The sequence below is a fragment of the Kribbella sp. NPDC056861 genome (genome assembly GCF_040687575.1).
Taxonomy (GTDB): Bacteria; Actinomycetota; Actinomycetes; order Propionibacteriales; family Kribbellaceae; genus Kribbella.
Genome location: NZ_JBFBNQ010000011.1, coordinates 140,874 through 159,937, shown reverse-complemented (window position 1 = coordinate 159,937; position 19,064 = coordinate 140,874). Strand labels below are relative to the sequence as shown.

Here is a 19,064-nt window from a genome sequence, read left to right as displayed (position 1 = left end):
AGGCGTCGGATCACCATCAAAACCGAATACGGACCAATCAACAGGACGAGACATCGGGGTACCTCTCGGGGGCGCGTCGGCGCGAGAACTGTCAGCACGCTGACCACGCCCCGGACAGGGAATGGTTCGATTGGGGGCGGGTATTCGTTGCAGGGAAGGGATTGCTGTGGATGCTCCACAGGTCTGGTGGTGATCGCGCGGTCTCGCCACGAATCGGCTGGACAATGCCTGGCAACGATTGGGGAACGGGCTGATAGATTACGGCTTGACGGTCAGGTAACACTGTGAGCGTCATTCACGATTGATTGTCGTGAGGCGTATCCACTCTGGCTGAAGGGATCTGCCGCGATGGGAAGACATTCCTCTGCGGTTCCGAAGAAGACCCGTACCACGCGCACCCGCGCCGAACGGCGTCCGGTGTATCTGGCGATTGCCGGACTGCTGGTGCTGTCCCTGGCGGCGGTGCTTCTGGTCAGGACGTTCGGGCCGGAGTCAGCCGCGGACGGTCTCGGCGGGCGGAAGTGCGGCGAGCGACGCCAGGTCCAGCTCAGCACGACGCCCGAGATCAAACCACTGCTCGACGCGGCTGCCAAATCGTTGGCGGGCAAGGACGACCCCAGCGCCTGTGTGGCCTTCGCCATCACCGCGGCGGCGTCGGCCGTAGTGGCCAAAAATGTTGCGTCAGGCAAGGACGGACGTCCTGACCTGTGGGTTCCGGACTCCTCGTTGTGGGTCGGACAGGCTGACGACGGTCAGCAGGTCCCGATCGTGGCGGTGCCCTCGATCGCCAGTTCTCCGCTGGTTCTGGTCGGCCGGTCCGACAACTTCGTGGACACGTCCTCCTGGCTGGCGATGCTGTCGAAGGCCGAGCCGGCGCTGCTCGACCCGTTGAGTCAGACGCCGGGAGCGTTGGCCCTGCTGGCGATTCAGGCGGAGCGGCAGAAGACTGCCGCGACGGACTACCAGGTGGCCGAGGTGGTGGTGCCGACCGCACAACGACTGGGGTCGATGGCGAAGCCTTACACCGACGTGACCGGACTGTTCAATCGGGCCGCGCAGGCCGGCAGCCGGCTCGTGGTACCGGCTGCCGAGCGCAGTTTCGTGAGGTATCAGGACGAGCATCCGGACTCGGAGCTGAAGGCGGCCGCGCCCGGAACCGGTACCTTGCTGCTCGACTACCCTTTGGTGGTCACCGCGCAGAACGAGGTGGAGGCGGTCACCGAGGCAGGGAAGGCGCTTGCGTCCGAGCTGATCGCCAATTCGGCGGACCAGGACCGTGAGGAAGCAGGTCTGCGGGACGCCCTCGCCAGTGAGCTCAGCGGCGGCAGTGGAGTCGGTGTCATCAGTCAACTGCCGAAGTTCACCGGACCGGCGGTCGCCGAGGCGCTGGCTGAGTGGACCCGGCTGTCACTGTCGGCGAACTCCCTGGCGGTGGTCGACGTGTCCGGTTCCATGGCCGAGCTGGTCGGATCCAAGACCCGCCTGCAACTGACGGTGGAAGCCGCGGCGAGCGGACTGAAACTGTTCCCTGACAACGCCTCAGTCGGTCTGTGGACGTTCTCCACCAAGATCGGCCGCTACGGCGCCGACTTCAACCAACTCGTGCCGATGGGCAAGCTGAGTCCGCGTCAACGACAGAAGCTCACCGCGAGTCTCGCAGTACAGCAGCCGATCAAGGGTGGCAGCACGGGCTTGTACGACACCGCGATCGCGGCCGTCCAGATGGTGCGAACCAACTACGATCCGAGCGCTGTGAACGCCGTGCTGCTGTTCACCGACGGCCGGAACGAGGACCCGGGCAGCCCGACCCTGGCCAAGACCTTGCAGACCCTGCGCGGTCTGCGGGATGCGGCCCGCCCGGTCCGGATCATCGCCTTCGGGATGGGGCCCGACGCCGACGCCACCGAGTTGCGGATGCTGGCCGAGGCGACCGGCGGTCAGGCCTACCTGACCAAGAGCCCGGCCGACCTGAAAAGCGTCTTCCTGGCCGCCCTGCAGAGCCGCTGACCACACGACGCAGCAGACAGGAGACAGAGGTGCGACCAGGACCCGCAGACATCGTCTTGCCAGAGCGGCTCCAAGGACTGCCGCGTGACTCACGTGGATTCCCGGTGATAGCCATCGTCCCACAAGACGAGGATGGCATCGACTTCGGGCGGATCGGAGAGAATCGGAAACTCGCCGTCGCGACGTACGATCTGTGCGGGGTCTGTGCGCAGCCCTTCCATGACGAACTACGGTGGCTTGTCACCGGGCAGCGAGATTGGCAGTCTTTCGCCGGGCGCTCGATCGAGTCCCAGGAAGCACCGATCCACGAGGTGTGCGCGCTCTACGCCGCACAGGTGTGTCCCTTCGTCTCGTCCCCTTTCGCTCGGCTCGGCGATGACCACCGTCGCGGCCAGCGCAGGCCCGAAGCGCTAGTCCTGGTCGGGTTCGAGCGCACGGTGGAGGTGAAGGCCGTCGCAAGCGACATCCAACCTGGTGCTCGTGTGCTGGGCTTCGGCATGGCGGGGGCCGCGAGGGCGCACGAGCTCGAGAGCGCGCTCGATGCCCACGCAGTGTATGCGGAGTGCCTGAGCGTCGACAGTGCCATCACGATGGACGAGCACGAGCAGCGGATCTTCGACCTGCTCACGGCCAAGACGCCTGAGGGTGAGGACTCCGGCGGGGTCGTTGCGGGCGGCGCACTGATGATCGGCGCTGCGTTCTGCCCCGGTGTCGCTGAAGTGATCGGGCTCAAACGGTACTTCGGCGGGAGCCGGACCTATGAGATCATCGCCGCCGGTCTACTCCGTGAGCCGGATAAGCTGCCAGGTTTCGGCAACTCGGAGGACGCTGCGACCGCTGCTGCGGCCAACTGGTTCAGAAGCCGGAAAGAGTTGCCTGCGGTACTGGCCAAGTGGCTTGCGGACGAGCGCTCGAGGCTGAGCGACCTTCGTCGGTTCGCGCGGGCCGGCGACCGAGCCAAAGCCAAACGGCGCTCAGCCAAGGCCGCGAGACGTGACAAACGGCGATGACCGTGCCGACATCCGGACCGAATTTTCACCTGGCATCCGGAATGCCTGACTTCGGGTCGGTCAGGGTCAGGTGGGTGGTGACCTGGTAGCGGTCGCCGCGGTAGGCGGCTCTGGTGTACTCGAAACTGCGGCCGTCCTGGTCGCGGGTGGTGCGCTCCAGGATCAGGATCGGGGCTTCGAGAGGCAGGCCGAGCAGGGCCGATTCGGTGGCATCCGCGGCGGCCGCGAGATGGGTCTGCTCGGCGTCGGTCGGGATCACGCCGTACCGTTCCCGCAGCAAAGCGTAGAAGGAGCCCTGCTCGACTGCCTTGACCTCGAAGTCGGGCACGATCTCGTTCAGGACGTGAATCGTCTCCAGGCACATCGGTTCGCCGTTGACCAGGCGCTGCCGGGCAATCCGCAGTACCGCGGTGTTGGGGGTGACCCGCAGGCGGCTGCCGATCAGAGTGCCGGCCGGGATGACGGCGTGCGAAAGCACCCGGCTGGTCCAGGTGCCGGGTGCTTTCGGGTACGTCGCGCCTTGGGCGCCGGTCGCGCCGGTGATCTGCTGGGCGATCTTGGGACTGCCGACGAACATGCCACGACCGTGCTCGCGGACCAGCCAGCCGTCGCGGATCAGGTCGTCGACGACGGCCCGGAGAGTCGGCCGGGAGATCCCGAGTTCGGCGGACAACTGCCGCTCGGACGGAATCGCCTGGCCGACCGCTCGTGACTCGATCAGACCGAGCAGGTGTTCGCGTGCGCGATCTCGCTTGCGAAGGCTGACTGTCACGAGCGTCCTATCGTCCTAGGCCCAGGTGTAGACACGAACGTAGTCGATCAGCAGGTTCGCCGGGAACTTCGTGGCCGAGTTCGGCGGACCGGGCCAGGTGCCGCCCACAGCCAGGTTGAGCAGGATGTAGAAGTTGTGGTCGAAGACCCACTGCTTGCCGACCGGCAGACCGCCCTTGCTGATCGACTTGAACTTGACGCCGTCCAGGTACCAGGTGATGCTCGACGGCCACCACTCCATCGTGAAGGTGTGGTAAGTGTCCGCGAACTTGCCGCTGGCCAGCGTCTTCGAGCCGCCCGGGCCGTTCTCACCGGAGTACCCGGGACCGTGCGCCGTGCCGTACGTCGTACTCGGCTCGTTGCCGACGATCTCCATCACGTCGATCTCGCCGTTGCCCGGCCAGTCGACCACGTCGTCGTTGTTGCCCATCATCCAGAACGCCGGCCACAGCCCCTGCCCGGCCGGGACCTTGATCCGGGCCTCCCACTTGCCGTACTTCTGGTTGAACTTGTTCCGGGTGGTGATCCGGCCCGAGGTGATGTCGCAGGTGCCGAACTGGCAGTTCGCCATTCCGGCGAGCTTCTCCTTCCGGGCGGAGATGACCAGATTGCCCTTACCGTCCATCTGGACGTTCTGCGGCCGATTGGTGTAGTACTGCCACTCCTCGTTGCCCCAGGTGGGCTCACCGCCGAGGTCGTAGTTCCACTTGGTGGAGTCCGGACGCGCCCCAGCCGCGTTGTTGAACTCCTGGGAGAACGTCAGCTTCCAGGCGGGTGCCGCGGCCGAAGTCGTGGTGGTGCTCGCGTTGCTTGCCGCTCCGGCGTGCACGAGGACGGCGCCGAGGAGCGCGGTGGCGGCCAGCAAGACGGCCGCCGGGCGAATCTTCTTCATTGCTTCACCTTTGGTCTGGGGGATGAAGGGGAGTGATGAAACCGTCTCACAGTGGTGAGAAAGTGGTCAAGTACCAGAGATGACCACTTGGTCAACTGAGCTCTTGACACGACCGACGGCTCGCTTACACACTCGGACCGATCGACTGGTCATAAAGTGGTCCAAATTGCGAGGTGTTGAGATGAAAAGGTTCGGTCCAGCGCTCGTCGCGATGGCTGTGGTTCTCGGTGTTGCGGCGGCCTGTACGCCGGCAACCCAACAACAGACCGCACCCGTGGCTCCAGCTGACGACAAGCCGGTGACGATCACCTTCTGGCACCCGCTGAAGGACGCCAACGAGGTCAAGGCGGTTCAGGGCGCCCTCGATCGCTTCCACGCCGCGCATCCGAACATCACGGTCAAACCGGTTCCGGCGCAGGACGCGGACAAGGTCACCCAGGCGATCCGAGGTGGCAAGCCGCCGGAAGTCGCGCTCTCGTTCAACGCGGCCAGTGTCGGTGCGTGGTGCTCGACCGGCGCCTTCCAGGACCTGAACAGCTGGATCCAGCGCGACAAGGTCGATCTCGAGCAGATCCCGGCCGCCGTCCGGGCGTACACCGAGTACAAGGGCAAACGCTGTACGATGCCGCTGCTGGCCGACACCTACGCCCTGTACTACAACAAGAAACTTCTCGCCGAGGCCGGCTACGCGGGTCCGCCCAAGACGATGGCCGAGCTGGACGAGATGACCAGGAAGCTGACGAAACGGTCGGCCGACGGCCGGATCGAGGTCGCGGGTTTCATGCCGTTCCTCGGCACCTACGAAGCCGTCACCGAACACTTCACCCCCAGTTTCGGGGCGACCTTCCTCAAACCGGACGGTACGGCGAACTGGGCCGATGACCCCGCCTTCGAGCAGATGCTGCGCTGGCAGAAGGCCCAGGTCGACTGGTTCGGGGCGGACAAGCTACAGCTGTTCAAGATCGGTCTGGCCGACGAGTTCTCGGCGCAGAACGCGTTCAACACCGGCAAGATCGCGATGATGGTGGACGGTGAGTGGCGGACCTCGTTCATCAAGAACGACGGTGCCAAGGTCGACTACGGCACCGCCCCGATGCCGGCCGCGAAACCGGCTCTGTACGGCTCGGGCCTGATCGGCGGCAATATCATCGGCGTACCGAAGGGTGCGAAGAACCCGGAGGCCGCCTGGCAACTGGTCAAGTTCCTCTCGACCGACACCGGCGCGCTGGTCAGTTTCGCCGATGCCATGCACAACGTACCGACCACGCTCGCGGCGTTGCGCTCGCCGGATCTGAAGCTGGCCAAGGAGGAGAACTTCAAGCCGTTCCTGACGGCTTTCGAGCACCCTCTGAGCCAGTCGTTGCCCGCGACACCGGACGGCGGGGCCTACTTGACCTCGGTCGGCCAGTTCGTCGACAAGTGGCAGAAGGGCAAGGTGCCGGACCTCCATGCAGGCTTGCGGGATCTCGCCAGGCAGAGTGACGCCGCGTTGCGCCTGGGGTCGTGATGGGCAGACACCACCGGACGGCGGCCCTGGTCTTCCTGGCTCCCTGGATGATCGGGGTCGTCCTCTTCTTCGGCTATCCACTGGTGATGACGATCTACCTGTCGTTCACCAATTACACGATGCTGAACGCGCCCGAGCTGGTCGGACTGCGGAACTACCGCTATCTGTTCACCGAGGATCCCTATGTATGGCAGGCGATCCGCAACACCGGCTGGTTCATCGCCGTGATGGTGCCGGCCCAGGTGCTGTTCGCCCTGGGGGCGGCTCAGGTGCTGGCCCGGTTGAAGTCCGGCGCAGGATTCTTCCGCACGCTGTTCTACCTGCCGTCACTCGCACCGCCGGTGGCCGCGACGATCGCCTTCGTCTTCCTCTTCAACCCGGCCACCGGGCCGGTCAACCAAGCGCTCGGCTTCTTCGGTATCGATGGACCGTTCTGGTTCACCGACCCCTCGTGGGCCAAGCCCGGCCTGGTGATGCTCGCACTGTGGGGCAGCGGGAACCTGATCGTCATCATGCTCGCAGCGATCCTCGACGTACCGGGGGAGCTGTTGGAGGCCGCCGCCCTCGACGGGGCTTCGAGTGCCCAGCGGTTTCGGCACGTGACGCTCCCGACCATCGCGCCGGTCCTGCTCTTCGCGGTGGTCACCGGGATGATCGGCGCGATCCAGTACTTCACCCAGGCGATCGTGGCCGGGTCGGTCGCGAGTGGCAGTGCTGACATCACCCCTTCGGGCCAGACTCCGGGACCACCGGAGGGCTCGACCCTGACGTTGCCGTACTGGTTGTTCGTTCAGGGGTTCCAGCGCTACAACATGGGCTACGCGTCGGCGCTCGCTGTCTTGATGTTCGTGATCTCGCTGGCCTTCACCGTGATCCTGCTGCGGCGCAGGTCGGGATTCGTGAGGGCGGCATGAGGCGGCAGACCGGTCTGGTCTGGGTGGCCAGACACAGCCTGGCGATCGCCTTCGCGGCGGCGTTCGTCCTGCCGCTGGTGTTCATCGTGCTGACCGCGGTGATGCCGGAGGAGCAGACGTTGACGCCGGAGCTGTGGCCACGGCACTGGGAGTGGGGCAACCTCGCCGCAGTCTTCCAGAAGGCACCGATGGCGCAGTGGTTCCTGAACACCATGATCTACGCCGTACTGGCGAGTGTCTTCACGCTGCTGGCGAGTGTGCCCGCCGCCTACGCGCTGGCACGCTACCGGTTCCGGGGCAGCAACGTCGCCTTCTTGCTGGTGGTCGCGATGATGCTGCTGCCGCCCCAGGTGCTGGTCGTACCGATGTACCTCGTCTGGGCGAGTCTCGGGCTGACCGGCACCATCTGGCCGCTGGTACTGCCGATGCTGTTCGGCGACGCGTTCTCGATCTTCCTGCTCCGCCAGTTCCTGCTGACCATCCCGGACGACTACGCCGACGCGGCCCGGATCGACGGCTGCGGTGAGTTCCGGACCCTGTGGTGGGTGATCCTGCCGATGCTCCGGCCGGCTCTGGCCGCGGTGGGGCTGTTCACCTTCTTCTATGCCTGGAACGACTACTACGGACCGTTGATCTACGTCAGCGAACAGCCGTCGCACTGGACCCTGTCGATCGGTCTGGCGTCGTTCAAGTCCATCCACGCGGTCCAGTGGAACCTGACGATGGCCGCCACGCTGATCGTGATGGCACCGCTGATCGTCGTCTTCTTCTTCGCCCAGAAGGCTTTCATCGAGGGCGTCACACTGACAGGAGTCAAAGGGTGAAACTGACAGTCATCGGCGGCGGCTCGACGTACACGCCGGAGCTCGTGGACGGGATCGCCCGGCTGCGGGACCAGCTCGGGGTGACCGAGATCGCCTTGGTCGATCCGGACCGGGACCGGCTGGAGAAGGTCGGCGCGATGTCGCAACGGATGCTCAAGCGGGCCGATCATCCGGCGGTGGTCAGCACCACCGAATCGGCTGCCGAGGGCGCCGACGGAGCCTCGGTGGTCCTGATGCAGTTACGTGTCGGAGGCCAGGCCGCACGGGCCGTGGACGAGACACTGCCGCTGAAGTGTGGTTGCGTCGGGCAGGAGACCACCGGGGTCGGTGGGCTGGCCAAGGCGCTGCGGACGGTACCGGTGGTGCTGGAGCTGGCGGACCAGATCCGGGAGGTGGCTCCGGACGCCTGGTTGATCGACTTCACCAATCCGGTCGGTATCGTGACGCGGGCACTGCTCGACGCCGGACATCGCGCGATCGGTCTGTGCAACGTCGCGATCGGTTTCCAGCGGCAGATCGCCGGGTTGCTGAACGTCGTTCCGGCCCGGATCAGTCTCGATCACGTCGGGCTGAACCATCTCAGCTGGGAGCGCGCTGTCCGGCTGGACGGGATCGACGTACTGCCGGAACTGCTGCGCGGTCACGGCCTGACGATCGCCGACGAGGTCGGTCTGCCGGTGGACCTGATCCGCCTGCTCGGTGCGATTCCGTCGTACTACCTGCGCTACTTCTACGCCCATGACGAAGTGGTCGCCGAGCAGATGACCGGTCCGTCGCGCGCCGACGAGGTGGCCGGCATCGAGGCACGGCTGCTGGAGCTGTACGCCGACCCGGCGGTGGACACCAAGCCCGAACTCCTCGGACAACGTGGGGGCGCGTTCTACTCCGAGGCTGCCATCGCCCTGATCGCATCCCTCCTGCGCGATCAGGGCGATGTGCAGGTGGTCAACGTCCGCAACGGGACCTCGATGCCGTTCCTGCCGCCCGAGGCGGTGATCGAGGTCCCGGCCACCATCACCGCGGCCGGCGCCGTCCCGTTGCCGGTCGACCCGCTGCCCGATCTGTACGCCGGTTTGGTGGCTCACGTGTCCGCCTACGAGTCGGTGGCTCTGGACGCTGCGTTGAAGGGTGGTGTCGATCGGGTCCGGAACGCTCTGCTGGCCCATCCGCTGGTCGGCCAGAACGATCGCGCGACGGCCCTGGCGGGGCTTTTGCTGGCCGCCAACCGGTCCTACCTTCCGTGGATGGCGGGCCGCTCCCTGCTCTGACCTCGCACGGTAACAATGGTCAAAACATAGGTAAATTGGTATATCTTTGGGTGGGTGAGGATTCCGTCCAGAATCCACCTCATCCGTCTGTGAGGGCTGCTGTCCATGACCGACCTGACTTCCGTCACGCTGCGCTCCCTGCAGCGTTTGTACACGGATATCGCCGTCCAGCACGGTGGCGGTCGCGACGGCGCGAGCCGGGAGGACAGTACGCTCCGGAACCTGGTCGAGCTGAGCAGACTGACCCGCGACAGCGTCCTGTCCGAGCATGCGGCGTCGGTGTACGAACAGCTCACCGAGGGTTTCCAGCGCAGCTACCGGGTGATCGAACTGGTGCTGCGAGCGGCTGAACAGTTTCCCGGTCTGCTGCCCGACCGCGGCTATCTGGAGAACGAGCAGCGGCGGCCCCAGCGGAACAAGATCGGCCTCGAGTACGACCACGGCCTGTTCGTCAGCTGGATTCTCGCTGACCCTACCTGCGGGCATCACCTGCTGCACGCGATGACGTTGCCGCACCCTGCCGCGGCAGGTGCGCTGCAACGGCTGCGGGACTACGACAGTGTGGATCTCGGGACGGTCCAGGTCCGGCGACGGGGAATCGTCGGCGAGGTTGTGCTGGGCAACCACCGCTTCCTGAACGCCGAGGACGACCGGAGCCTGCGGGCGCTCGAGCTCGCGGTCGATCTGGTGCTGCTCGACGACCGGATCGAGATCGGCGTACTGCGGGGTGGCGAGGCCACCCATCCGAAGTACGCCGGAAACCGCGTGTTCAGCTCCGGTCTGAACCTAACCGATCTGTACGAGGGCAGGATCTCGTTCACGGCGTTCTTCCTGGAGCGAGAACTCGGCCTGCTGAACAAGTTGCTGCGGGGGCATCCGACCGGTTCGCCGCACCGGGAACTGGAGCAGCGCCGGGAGAAGCCGTGGATCTCGGTGGTCGACGCCTTCGCCATCGGCAGCGGCGTACAGTTGCTATTGGCAACGGACTACGTGATCGCGGAGCAGGCGGCGTACTTCAGTCTGCCCGCTGCCCGGATCGGCGTGCTGTCCGGAACGGCAGGCCTGCGGTTGGCACGGCTGCTGGGCGACTCGCCGGCTCGAGAGGCACTGACCACCGGACGCGCGTACCCGGTCGAGAGCTCTGCAGGTCGCCTGCTGATGAACCGGGTGGTGGCACCGGACCAGATGGACTCGGCGATCGCCGCGGCAGTCTTCGACCACACCTCTTCGGGGCGGACGGCGACGCGGGCCACTCGGCGGGAACTCCGATCCGCATCGGAGCCTGCCGACGATCTGCGGCGTTTCCTGGCCACCTACGCTCGCGACCAGGCCGAGTGTGTCTTCGACCCCGGCCTGCTGAGCAACCTCGACAACCACTCTCACCACCCGGTCCGGGTCAACCGAACGGCCTGACCGTCCAGTCGTCCCCGGCAGATTGTGAGCGTCACGATGTTGGTCAAGAAGCTGTTGGTGACGGCGGTGCTGGGCTCCGGCCTGGCCACCGGACTGAGCGGGCCGGCGGATGCGGCCGCACCCAAACCAGCACTGCGGCTCATTCGGGAGTACGCAGACCTGCGCCCTGAGGTGAACAGGTATCTGTGCCGCCAGGACGGACGGTGGCTGCAGGACAGGCGACAAATTACCGAGTTCGTCTGTGGTGAGAACTGGAATGCCAGCAGGGTCTATCTGTGGGTGCGCCCCGCGTAGCGCTGCTGACCCTGTGGTGGGTCCACAGGCTCTGGTTGGCCAAGATCATCGACTGACTATTTTTGCACTGTTTCCCCAACCAGAGTGAGGTAAAGATCATGTCCTTCAAGAGAATGCTCGCGGTTGCTGCCGCGGGAGTTGTGCTGAGTACAGGCCTGATCGGCTCGACCGCTGTGGCGCAGGCCGGCCCGAGTGATCCCGGCGTGAGCAATCCCAAGCCCACTTTCAAGATCAAGCAGGTCTTCACCGGCCCGAACGGTGGAGTGAACTGGGGCAACTGCCAGCGGCGTGGAGAGGACCTGAAGAACACCCATCAGGTCAGCGAGTGTTTCTGCAGCGCGAACTCGAACTACAGCACGGTGTGGCTCTGGACCCGGTGAGACCGCAGGGATGCGGGTCAACTGTGGGATCCGCATCCCTGATCTCCTCAACCGCTCAGTGTTGTTGCTGCCACTTCTGATTGGCCGAACCGGCACAGTCCCATAGCTGGGTCGGGGTCCAGTTCGCGGTCTTCTTGTCGATCACGTCCAGGCACTTGTCGGCCGGGTCGTTGACCAGATCACCGCTCTGGGTGAAGTGCCATTTCTGCGCACCCGTTCCGTTGCAGGTCCAGAGTTGAACCCTGGTGCCGTTCTTGCGCCCGCTGTACCGCGCGTCCAGACACTTTCCCAAGGCATGGACCGAGCCGTCGCCGGGCGCCTGCCACTGTTGCGCCGCGGTCTGGTTGCAGTCGAACAGTTGGACCACGGCACCATCGGCCGAGTTGGAGCCCGCGACGTCGAGGCACTTGCCCTGACCGCCACGGAGGGGAGTGCCCACGGTCGCGCCGGAGGACTGGGTCAAGGTGCCGTACTGAGTTCCCTCCTGATCGTTCTTCGGCACGGTCAGCGGCTCACCTGTCGAAGGGCGCTTGTCGCCGAAGATCACATCAGCGCACTGGTAGAAGGCGTTGGCGGTGTCGGCGATGGTCCAGATCGACAGAATCAGGTGCCGGCCGTTGCGCCGGGGCAGGTTGACGGTATCCGTCCACTTCGCCGGCGGCTGGTTGCCACCGAGATCGGCGGTGTGGAAAGGCAGCAACTCCAACGCGGAGCGTTGCAGCGGCCGGTTCGGGTCCCAACCGTCCTTGGTGATGAAGTACTCGATCTTCGTCGAACGGTGCTGAGCGGTCATGTGCCAGCCGACCCCGAAGCTGCCGGGCTCGACCTTGGTGGCCGGCCAGAGCCCGTTGCGCGGATCGTCCAGTGCGGCGAACTGCGGATGGCCACCGGAACAGATCTGTCCGTCAGCCGGTCCGGCGGCCGGGAACCCCTTGGCCGCTTCGACACTCTGCGGTTCGTACCGGATCTGACCGCAGTCGCCGGCGTGACCCTGCTGACAGAAGGTGGCTCGGCTGGTGGGTGAATCGGCGAAGCCGTGCGCGAACGCCGGCGTACCGGCGGTCAGCAGGCCTGCGGTCGCGGCGAGCATGACCGTGATCGCCTTGGCGCGGTGTTTCATCTGACGCTCCTTGGGCGGGAAGAGTTGTGAACTCTCAGCCAACTGGGGCGTTCCCGCGAAGCCAATTCGGCGCTGTCAACTCTGCGGCGGACCCACAGCCTCAGCGCACGACACGGTCGACGCGACGACCTTCTTCGTCGAACACGTGGATGCGGGTGATGTCGACCCGAAGGCGGACCTGTTGCCCGAGAGCGAGAGCCTGGCCGGCCGCGACCTCCAGAACGAGATCACTGCGACGATGACCACCTGGCGGCAGCAGCGGTTCGAGTGGTACCGGTACGGCGAGGCCGAACAGTGGCCGGATCCTTGCGACCACAGCAGCTCTGGCCCGGGTGCTCACGCTGAGGTGCTCCGCCGCGTGTTCTGCTCGAGAGCCTGGGCGATGTCCGTTCGTCGACTGTCGCAGGCCTGTGCGCCTGGTCCTTCTCCGTCGAGCCAGCAGACCGAGTGTGTCCGGATCGGCCAGTTCCAGACCTGATTCGACGAAGGCGATCCATTGGTGACCATGGAATTCCAGGGCGCGCAACCGGCCGGACAGTTCGTTTCCTTCGCCGCCTTCGTCGACGATGGTGACCGCCTCGGAGCGAAGGCCGACGACGACCCGGGCGCCGTCGTGGTGGGCAAGTACCTGAGCACGTCGATCGGTCCTGGGCAAGGAAAGAGACTGCCCACCGAAGTCGAGGACAACGCGTCGATGGGCCTCCACCTGAACTGTGGCGATCACCAGGTTGATCCGGGGCGAGCCGAGAAACGCAGCCACGAAGGCGGTCGCCGGATCCTCGTAGACCTGGCCAGGCGTCCCGACATCTTCGATCCGGCCTTCGCGCATGATCGCGAGCCGGTCGGCCAGCGTGAGCGCCTCGACCTGGTCATGGGTGACGTACACCGTCGTCGCCTTGAGCTCGCGCGCCATCGCACCGATCTCCTGACGCAACTCGGTCCGCATCGCCGAGTCCAGGTTGGACAGCGGCTCGTCCATCAGCGAGACGATGGGCTGACGGACGACCGCCCGGCCGATCGCGGCCCGCTGGCGTTCGCCTCCGGACAGGGTCCGCGGCAACCTGTCGAGGGTGCGCTCGATTCCCAGGATCCGGGCGAGGCCGCCGACCTTCGCCGCTGCCTCGCCCGGATCCTCACCTGCCATCTGCAGGGGGAAGAGAATGTTGTCGCGTACGGAGCGGTTCGGATAAAGAGCACCGTTCTGGAACACCATCGCGACACCGCGTTCCTTGGGTGACATTCGGTGAACCTCGGTGCGTCCGAACCAGACCGACCCGGAACTGGGTTCCTCCAGGCCCGCGATCATTCGCAGCACCGTGGATTTGCCGCAGCCGGACGGCCCGAGCAGGACCATGAACTCGCCGTCCCTGATCTCCAGCGTCAGCTGGTCGACGGCTGGTGGCCCCCCGTCGAAGGATTTGGTCACACAATCCAGCGTGATTGCTGTCACTGACTACTTCTCTCGCCCGACCCCGAACAATGAAAGAAGTAGACAGCGACCCCCTGGCATTGTCCAGGGGTGGAGCGTGATTGTTGAGAAATCAGCCGCCTTGCGTCGCGGTGTAGAGCGACCAGGCCTGATCGGCGAAGTAGGGACTCTCCACGAAACCGTTGCCGAGTGCCACGTTGATCCCGTTGAGGTAGCCGAACGACTGGTCCCAACTGTGCAACCAGGGGCCACCGTCGGCGCCCAGGGTCATGTCACAGGGGATCTTCAGCAACCCGGTTGTCGCGGCCAGGGTGGTCTGACCCCAGCAGCGCTTGAGATTGCCCCCGTCGAGCGGCGCGCCACCGGGGTACCCGAACGAGTTCTGCCAGACGTCCTGGCCTGCGTTGACCTGGAGACCCTGTGCACCGACCACGTCCTGGATCTTCTGCCCGTTCAGCGGCGCCAGCACGACGACGCCGAGATTGTGGGTGCGGACCGCTTGCTGACTCCAGGCGATGGGAACGACGAGTTTGGCGGCGACCCAGGTACCGTACGGGCGAGGATTGGCCAGAGTGTCGTCGTAGTTGGGCACGAAGACCACATCGGTTGCCCAACTGCCGGCAGGACCGCCGGTGCGCAGGCACTCTGCCGCGGTCCACACCGTGCTTCTGGAGTCCGAGGCGATGACGGCGGCCGAACAGACCCGGTAGCCGCCGGCCCGGCGGAAGAACAGCCGTCCGTTGGTGCTTGCCGTCGGGTGCCCGACGGGATAATGCGGGTCGTGAGCCTGCGGACCGGCGTCGATCGATCGGCGGGATGCCCGTACCGGGTCGACCTTGCGAGGTCCGAACGACGTACTCGGCGGCGCTGACGCAGCAGTGCTGAGTTCGTCGGCGAGCGCTGGTTGGAGTGGTCGGGCGGTGCGCATGCGGTCCGGCGTCCAGTGGGCGAGAGACCCCGCCGATGGTGCCGGAGTCACCTTGCTGAACTGCGGCGTGGTGTCAGTGGCTGCGCTGGTGACGGAGCTGTTGACGGCGCCCGTGATCGTCAGAAGCAGCAGGGATGTGACAGCTGTGATGGTTCGGTGCATCGATAACCCCCAGGATTGGGAAGGTGGAGGCATCACTGTGGAGGTGGCGTACGCCGCGGGCAACAAGTCGATGGCCGGATCGGCATTGTCCGGGGTCCGGCCACAACAGACCTGAGGCTGCACCGCAGATGCCCCACCGGAGGGTGGGATCGGCGGCCCGGAAACCCGAAGATGGGCTGTTGCCGAAGAAGTACCGCGGTTGGGGCGGCACCGCGGTACTTCTCGATCGTGTCGATCAGTGGTGTGGGATCGGCACTGCTCCGGCCGGCGCCGGGGGCCCACAGGGGAGGCTCCCGACGCCGGCCGAAGGGGGCACGACAATAGGTATCACGATCGATGGTGTTCGAGCAGGAATCAGCAGTTGGCTGGCTGAGAATTTACAGAACCATTATCGGCCTGAATCTGACAATCGATTCCAGCAGATCTGTCCTGATTGTTGGAGATTTTCCGCGGTCAGAAGAACCACCAGTACGGCAGCGACCGGCATTTCGTCGCCAGGCCGCCACCGGGAGTGGCGACGACCCGTCCGATCCGCAGCTCCGCGCCTCGGGTCGAGCCGACCCGAGCCAGGTTCCTGGTCCGGCAACTCGTGGCCGACCTGGGCGATGTCACCGGGTCGGCGGATCGACGGGAGCAGCGCTGCCGCTTCCTGGTCATGGCCGGTCCTTGATGAGGTCGAGGTGATCGAGTCCGCGATCGCGACGAGGCGACCGATACCCGTCGGACAGCCGGTCGAAGGCGATCATCGCGTGCAGAGTGGTGGCGTCCTCGGCCCCCAGTTCGCGATATCTCGCGGCGACGGTCTTCACCAGGTTCTCCGGCACGGCCCAGTCCGGCCAGTGACTGCCGATGATGCTCGCGGACGCGTCGACGAGCGGCATTCCGGCCGCGTGACAGGTGGCGGCCACGTCACACAGCCGAGCCAGATAGTCCCGGATCGTGCCGAGCAGCTGCGCGCCTCCAGGCGGGCCCTGACCTGGTACGACAAGGTTCGGCTCGAGCCGGAGCAGCCGATCGCAGCTGTCCCGCCAAGCTGAAGGGGACCCGGTCACGGTCGACAGGTGTACGCCATTGCGTAGCAGGTCTCCGGTAATCAGAACCCGATCGGCGGGCAGCCACACCACGGTGTCACCAAGAGCGTGCGCGGGACCAGCCTCGATCAGTTCCACCTCCAGGTCGCCCACCGTCAGCCGGTGCACGTCGTCGAAGGTCTCCTGAACGGCGGCCGCCACCGCGGCCGGACAGAAGCCCTGCCTCAGTTCGTTGTCTGTCCGCTGGGAAGCGATGACGGGGACGTGTGGGGGCGCTTCCGGCAGGCATTCCACCGTGGCGTCGGTGAGTACTCGCGTGTTCACGACGAGCCCCGGTGCCCAGGCTCGGCCGGTGTTCACCAGCAATCCCTGACCGGCATTGGCGATCACCACGCCGCGGCCGGCCGTGTACACCAGGGATCCGTTGGTCAAGAGGTGGTGAAATCCAGCACCTGACCAATGAGTGACTGGTCTGCTCGTAGCGGTCATCTTACCCTCCTGTCCCCTTGTGATCGGACGGATCGCCGTCGTACAGTCAGAGAACCACTGGTCAACAAGAGGTAAGTTTGCCGCTTCGGCGACAGATGTCAAGTGGTGCATCGAAGTTCTGGTGTGTCACCCTCGGGCGCGCGCCTGCGGATGCTCGCCGTCCTGCGGCACCGGCTGGAACCGGCATAATTACTGAAGATTCTTCGGATTCCCCCACGGGTCATGGAAAAGGCATTCCGGTGAATCATGTCAGCGGAAAGTAAAGAATCGGCGGACTGATTGTGGTTGAATTGCTTAAGGTCCCTACATATGTCAGAGTTGAATCAGCGCAGGCCGGGGTCCTGCTCAACGACCACCCCGCGCCGCCGTACCTGAGAGCGGGAGTCGAGTAATGGCGATCGAAGCTGCCGAAAGATCTGTGCCGGCCGGCGACGTGCCGGCGGCCGGCAACTGGTCCGAGGCCCGCGATCGGGTCGGTGGCGTCGCGACAGCTATTGCCCGTGCCGTTGCCGTGCTGGGATCGGACGCCTCAATCTGGGCGGTTGCGGAGCTCACCGAACTCGAGTTGGCCGAGGTGCTCGCCGGCGTGGATATCCTGGTCGGCTACGGACTGGTTGCCGACCGCAACCCGTTGGCACTGGCCGGACCGGACACCGCGGCGGCGGTGCTGGATGATATTCCTTTCAGCGCACGGGTGCGCGCCCACCTTGATTCCGGCCGTATCCTGCGTGATTCGGGGGCGGATGCCGAGCGAATTGCCGCCCAATTACTCCAGGCTGGTCCTACCGGTCTGCCGTGGGCGGCCTCGGTCTACCGGGCCGCCGCGGCAGGGGCAAGGCGTCGTGGTGACGGCAGCGCGGCGGAACGTTATCTGAGCCAGACGCTGACCGAGCGTTTGTCTCCGGGCGAGCGGGCGGCGGTACTGCGCGACACGGCCGAGGTGCGGGCGATCGCCGACCCGACCGAGGCGATCGGCGACCTGCTCCACGAGCTGGAGTGGATGCAGCCGTCCGAGGTGTTGTCGACTGTTCCGGTGCTGCGCCGGATCCTGGCCGCGTCGCCCAAGCGCGACGACGTGCTCTGGGCGCTGGACCATGCCACGGAGCGGGTCGGCGAGCGGACGCCAACGGCCGCGGCACAACTGCAGTTGGCCAGGGGAATGGTGCTGGCGACCCACGCCAACGGCGTGACCTGGATGGAATCGGCAGCATCCTGGCTGGAAAGCCGGCTATCGGAGTGGCCACAGCTGGGGCTGCATCTGGCCGCTATCCGCTGCTCGCTGGCGACCCTGCAGGGCAACGACGCCGTCGTGGCGCGGACCAATGCCCGGACGGTGCTCGGGCAGGCTGATCCGCGCAGCGAGTTCGATGCTTGCTGGCACGCCTTGATGACCTCGGTGTTCACCGAGCATCCGGATGACGCCGAGGCGACCTGCCGCAGATTACAGCGTGAGCTTGGCGGCCACGAGGACGAATGGAAGTCGTTGTCACTGAGCTTGTTGCGGGCCGAGGCAAGGCGCCGGGCCGGCGACATCAAGACGACCACGGCATCATCCGGTGCCCTGTTGGAGAGGCTGGACCGGCAGCACACGGACCCGATGCCTTCGTTGCGGACCTGCGCCGCCGGGCTGCTTGCCGAGTCCTTGATCCAGGCCGGCGACACGGCCCGTGCCGAGACGGTACTACGCGAGTACGGGCTGTTCGGCGCTCCGGCCGACGAGTCAGAGTCGACCTTCACCCTGCACGTGCGGGGGTTGCTGCTCGCCGCGTGCGGGGACGTGCCGGCCGCAGTGGAAGCCCAGCTGGAGTGTGGGCGTCATCTGGCCAATGCGCGGACCGAGAACCCGGATCTGATCCGTTGGCGGTACGCGGCCGTGTGGGGTCTGATGCGCCTTGACCGCCGGGACCAGGCGATCGATCTGGCGGAGGAGAACCTGGAGCTGGCGCGCCGTTGGCGGACGCCTGGAGCGGTCGGTATCGCCTATCAGGTGCTCGCCTCGACCCGGCCGAACCGTGACCGGATCGAGCCACTCAGCCAGGCGATCGAGCTGCTCGAGGTCTCGGGGTACCAGCTGGACCAGGCGATTGCCCACTACGAGCTCGGTAAGGCGATGCGTTCGACCGAACGTGACCAGGCTGCTCACCACCATTTTCTGCGGGCTCTCGCGATCGCCGAACAGGTCGGCGCCGAGCGGCTCGCCGAGCGGGCCCGGGCGATGACGGGCCCGGGGTCGTCGACCGGCCGGGCCAAGGGCCTGACCGCGCAGGAGTGGAAGATCGCCCAGTTGGTGGCCGGCGGAATGAGCAATCCCCAGATCGCGGCCGAGCTGTTCCTGGCCCGGCGAACGGTCGAGTTCCACCTCTCCAGCGTGTACCGCAAGCTCGCCCTGTCCGGCCGGGGGGACCTGGCCGAACTGCTGGGCGGGACGCCGGCCGTCAATGGCCGGCACCTGATCTCTCGGCCGGCCTGATCACCAGGCAGGCCGGCCGAGACCCGACGGACCAAGCGGAGTCCGGGCAGGACACACAATCTCGCGCCACTGGCCGTGGGGCCGGCCCGAGCGGCGAGAACTGCGGGCAACCACAGGGTGTGACCAGGAACTGTGGAGGGTCCACGTAGGAGTTC

The 19,064-nt window shown here is 65.8% G+C and carries 17 protein-coding genes; 10 read left to right on the top strand and 7 right to left on the bottom strand.

All coding sequences use genetic code 11. The features are described from left to right. The first annotated feature begins 348 nt into the window (after window positions 1-348). Together AB0P21_RS40280 and AB0P21_RS40275 are read left to right on the top strand one after the other, a co-directional pair. A complete protein-coding gene (locus AB0P21_RS40280) occupies window positions 349-2,007 on the top strand; it encodes a VWA domain-containing protein (protein WP_363704658.1) in 1,659 nt (552 codons plus the stop codon). Window positions 2,008-2,111: 104 nt separating this feature from the next. Continuing rightward, entirely contained in the window at window positions 2,112-3,017 is a 906-nt protein-coding gene (locus tag AB0P21_RS40275) for a hypothetical protein (protein ID WP_363704656.1), read from the top strand. A gap of 25 nt (window positions 3,018-3,042) precedes the next feature. Here AB0P21_RS40275 and AB0P21_RS40270 read toward each other — a convergent pair whose 3' ends face one another. Then, a complete protein-coding gene (locus AB0P21_RS40270; protein WP_363704655.1) occupies window positions 3,043-3,789 on the bottom strand; it encodes a GntR family transcriptional regulator in 747 nt (248 codons plus the stop codon). Window positions 3,790-3,804: 15 nt separating this feature from the next. Further along, window positions 3,805-4,680: a glycoside hydrolase family 16 protein gene (locus tag AB0P21_RS40265; protein ID WP_363704653.1), complete on the bottom strand. Its 876-nt coding sequence runs from the start codon at window positions 4,678-4,680 to the stop codon at window positions 3,805-3,807. Between the two features lie 181 nt (window positions 4,681-4,861). Here AB0P21_RS40265 and AB0P21_RS40260 point away from each other — a divergent pair, with 181 nt between their 5' ends. From AB0P21_RS40260 to AB0P21_RS40230, 7 genes are all read left to right on the top strand, one after another. After that, window positions 4,862-6,187 carry an ABC transporter substrate-binding protein gene (locus AB0P21_RS40260; RefSeq protein WP_363704651.1) on the top strand — a complete coding sequence of 442 codons (1,326 nt, stop codon included), beginning with the start codon at window positions 4,862-4,864 and terminating at the stop codon, window positions 6,185-6,187. After that, the gene (locus AB0P21_RS40255) at window positions 6,187-7,101 is read left to right on the top strand and encodes a sugar ABC transporter permease (protein WP_363704649.1); all 915 of its coding nucleotides are present in this window, start codon (window positions 6,187-6,189) and stop codon (window positions 7,099-7,101) included. Before AB0P21_RS40260 ends, AB0P21_RS40255 begins: the two co-directional genes overlap by 1 nt. Then, window positions 7,098-7,925: a carbohydrate ABC transporter permease gene (locus AB0P21_RS40250; protein WP_363704648.1), complete on the top strand. Its 828-nt coding sequence runs from the start codon at window positions 7,098-7,100 to the stop codon at window positions 7,923-7,925. The genes AB0P21_RS40255 and AB0P21_RS40250 overlap by 4 nt, the downstream gene beginning before the upstream one ends. Continuing rightward, window positions 7,922-9,193: a 6-phospho-beta-glucosidase gene (locus AB0P21_RS40245; RefSeq protein WP_363704646.1), complete on the top strand. Its 1,272-nt coding sequence runs from the start codon at window positions 7,922-7,924 to the stop codon at window positions 9,191-9,193. The genes AB0P21_RS40250 and AB0P21_RS40245 overlap by 4 nt, the downstream gene beginning before the upstream one ends. A gap of 105 nt (window positions 9,194-9,298) precedes the next feature. After that, window positions 9,299-10,606, top strand: a complete 1,308-nt coding sequence (locus tag AB0P21_RS40240; RefSeq protein ID WP_363704644.1) for an enoyl-CoA hydratase/isomerase family protein — start codon at window positions 9,299-9,301, stop codon at window positions 10,604-10,606. Between the two features lie 36 nt (window positions 10,607-10,642). Then, window positions 10,643-10,900: a hypothetical protein gene (locus tag AB0P21_RS40235; RefSeq protein WP_363704642.1), complete on the top strand. Its 258-nt coding sequence runs from the start codon at window positions 10,643-10,645 to the stop codon at window positions 10,898-10,900. Between the two features lie 98 nt (window positions 10,901-10,998). Beyond that, window positions 10,999-11,280 (top strand): hypothetical protein, encoded by a 282-nt coding sequence (locus AB0P21_RS40230; protein WP_363704640.1) that lies wholly within the window; start codon window positions 10,999-11,001, stop codon window positions 11,278-11,280. 55 nt (window positions 11,281-11,335) lie between these two features. On the opposite strand, the gene AB0P21_RS40225 is transcribed toward AB0P21_RS40230, so the two are convergent. The 5 genes from AB0P21_RS40225 to AB0P21_RS40205 all read right to left on the bottom strand — a co-directional run bounded on the left by AB0P21_RS40225 (window position 11,336) and on the right by AB0P21_RS40205 (window position 16,382). Further along, on the bottom strand, window positions 11,336-12,400 hold the full coding sequence (locus AB0P21_RS40225) for a lytic polysaccharide monooxygenase (protein ID WP_363704638.1): 1,065 nt from the start codon (window positions 12,398-12,400) through the stop codon (window positions 11,336-11,338). A gap of 100 nt (window positions 12,401-12,500) precedes the next feature. Next, window positions 12,501-13,826 carry an ABC transporter ATP-binding protein gene (locus AB0P21_RS40220; RefSeq protein WP_363704636.1) on the bottom strand — a complete coding sequence of 442 codons (1,326 nt, stop codon included), beginning with the start codon at window positions 13,824-13,826 and terminating at the stop codon, window positions 12,501-12,503. 115 nt (window positions 13,827-13,941) lie between these two features. Beyond that, the gene (locus AB0P21_RS40215) at window positions 13,942-14,919 is read right to left on the bottom strand and encodes a hypothetical protein (RefSeq protein WP_363704634.1); all 978 of its coding nucleotides are present in this window, start codon (window positions 14,917-14,919) and stop codon (window positions 13,942-13,944) included. Window positions 14,920-15,372: 453 nt separating this feature from the next. Next, entirely contained in the window at window positions 15,373-15,576 is a 204-nt protein-coding gene (locus tag AB0P21_RS40210; RefSeq protein ID WP_363704632.1) for a hypothetical protein, read from the bottom strand. Further along, a complete protein-coding gene (locus tag AB0P21_RS40205; protein ID WP_363704630.1) occupies window positions 15,573-16,382 on the bottom strand; it encodes an MBL fold metallo-hydrolase in 810 nt (269 codons plus the stop codon). Before AB0P21_RS40205 ends, AB0P21_RS40210 begins: the two co-directional genes overlap by 4 nt. Window positions 16,383-16,830: 448 nt before the next feature. On the opposite strand from AB0P21_RS40205, the gene AB0P21_RS40200 reads away from it, so the two are divergent. Continuing rightward, window positions 16,831-18,909 carry a helix-turn-helix transcriptional regulator gene (locus AB0P21_RS40200; protein ID WP_363704628.1) on the top strand — a complete coding sequence of 693 codons (2,079 nt, stop codon included), beginning with the start codon at window positions 16,831-16,833 and terminating at the stop codon, window positions 18,907-18,909. Window positions 18,910-19,064: the final 155 nt, after the last annotated feature.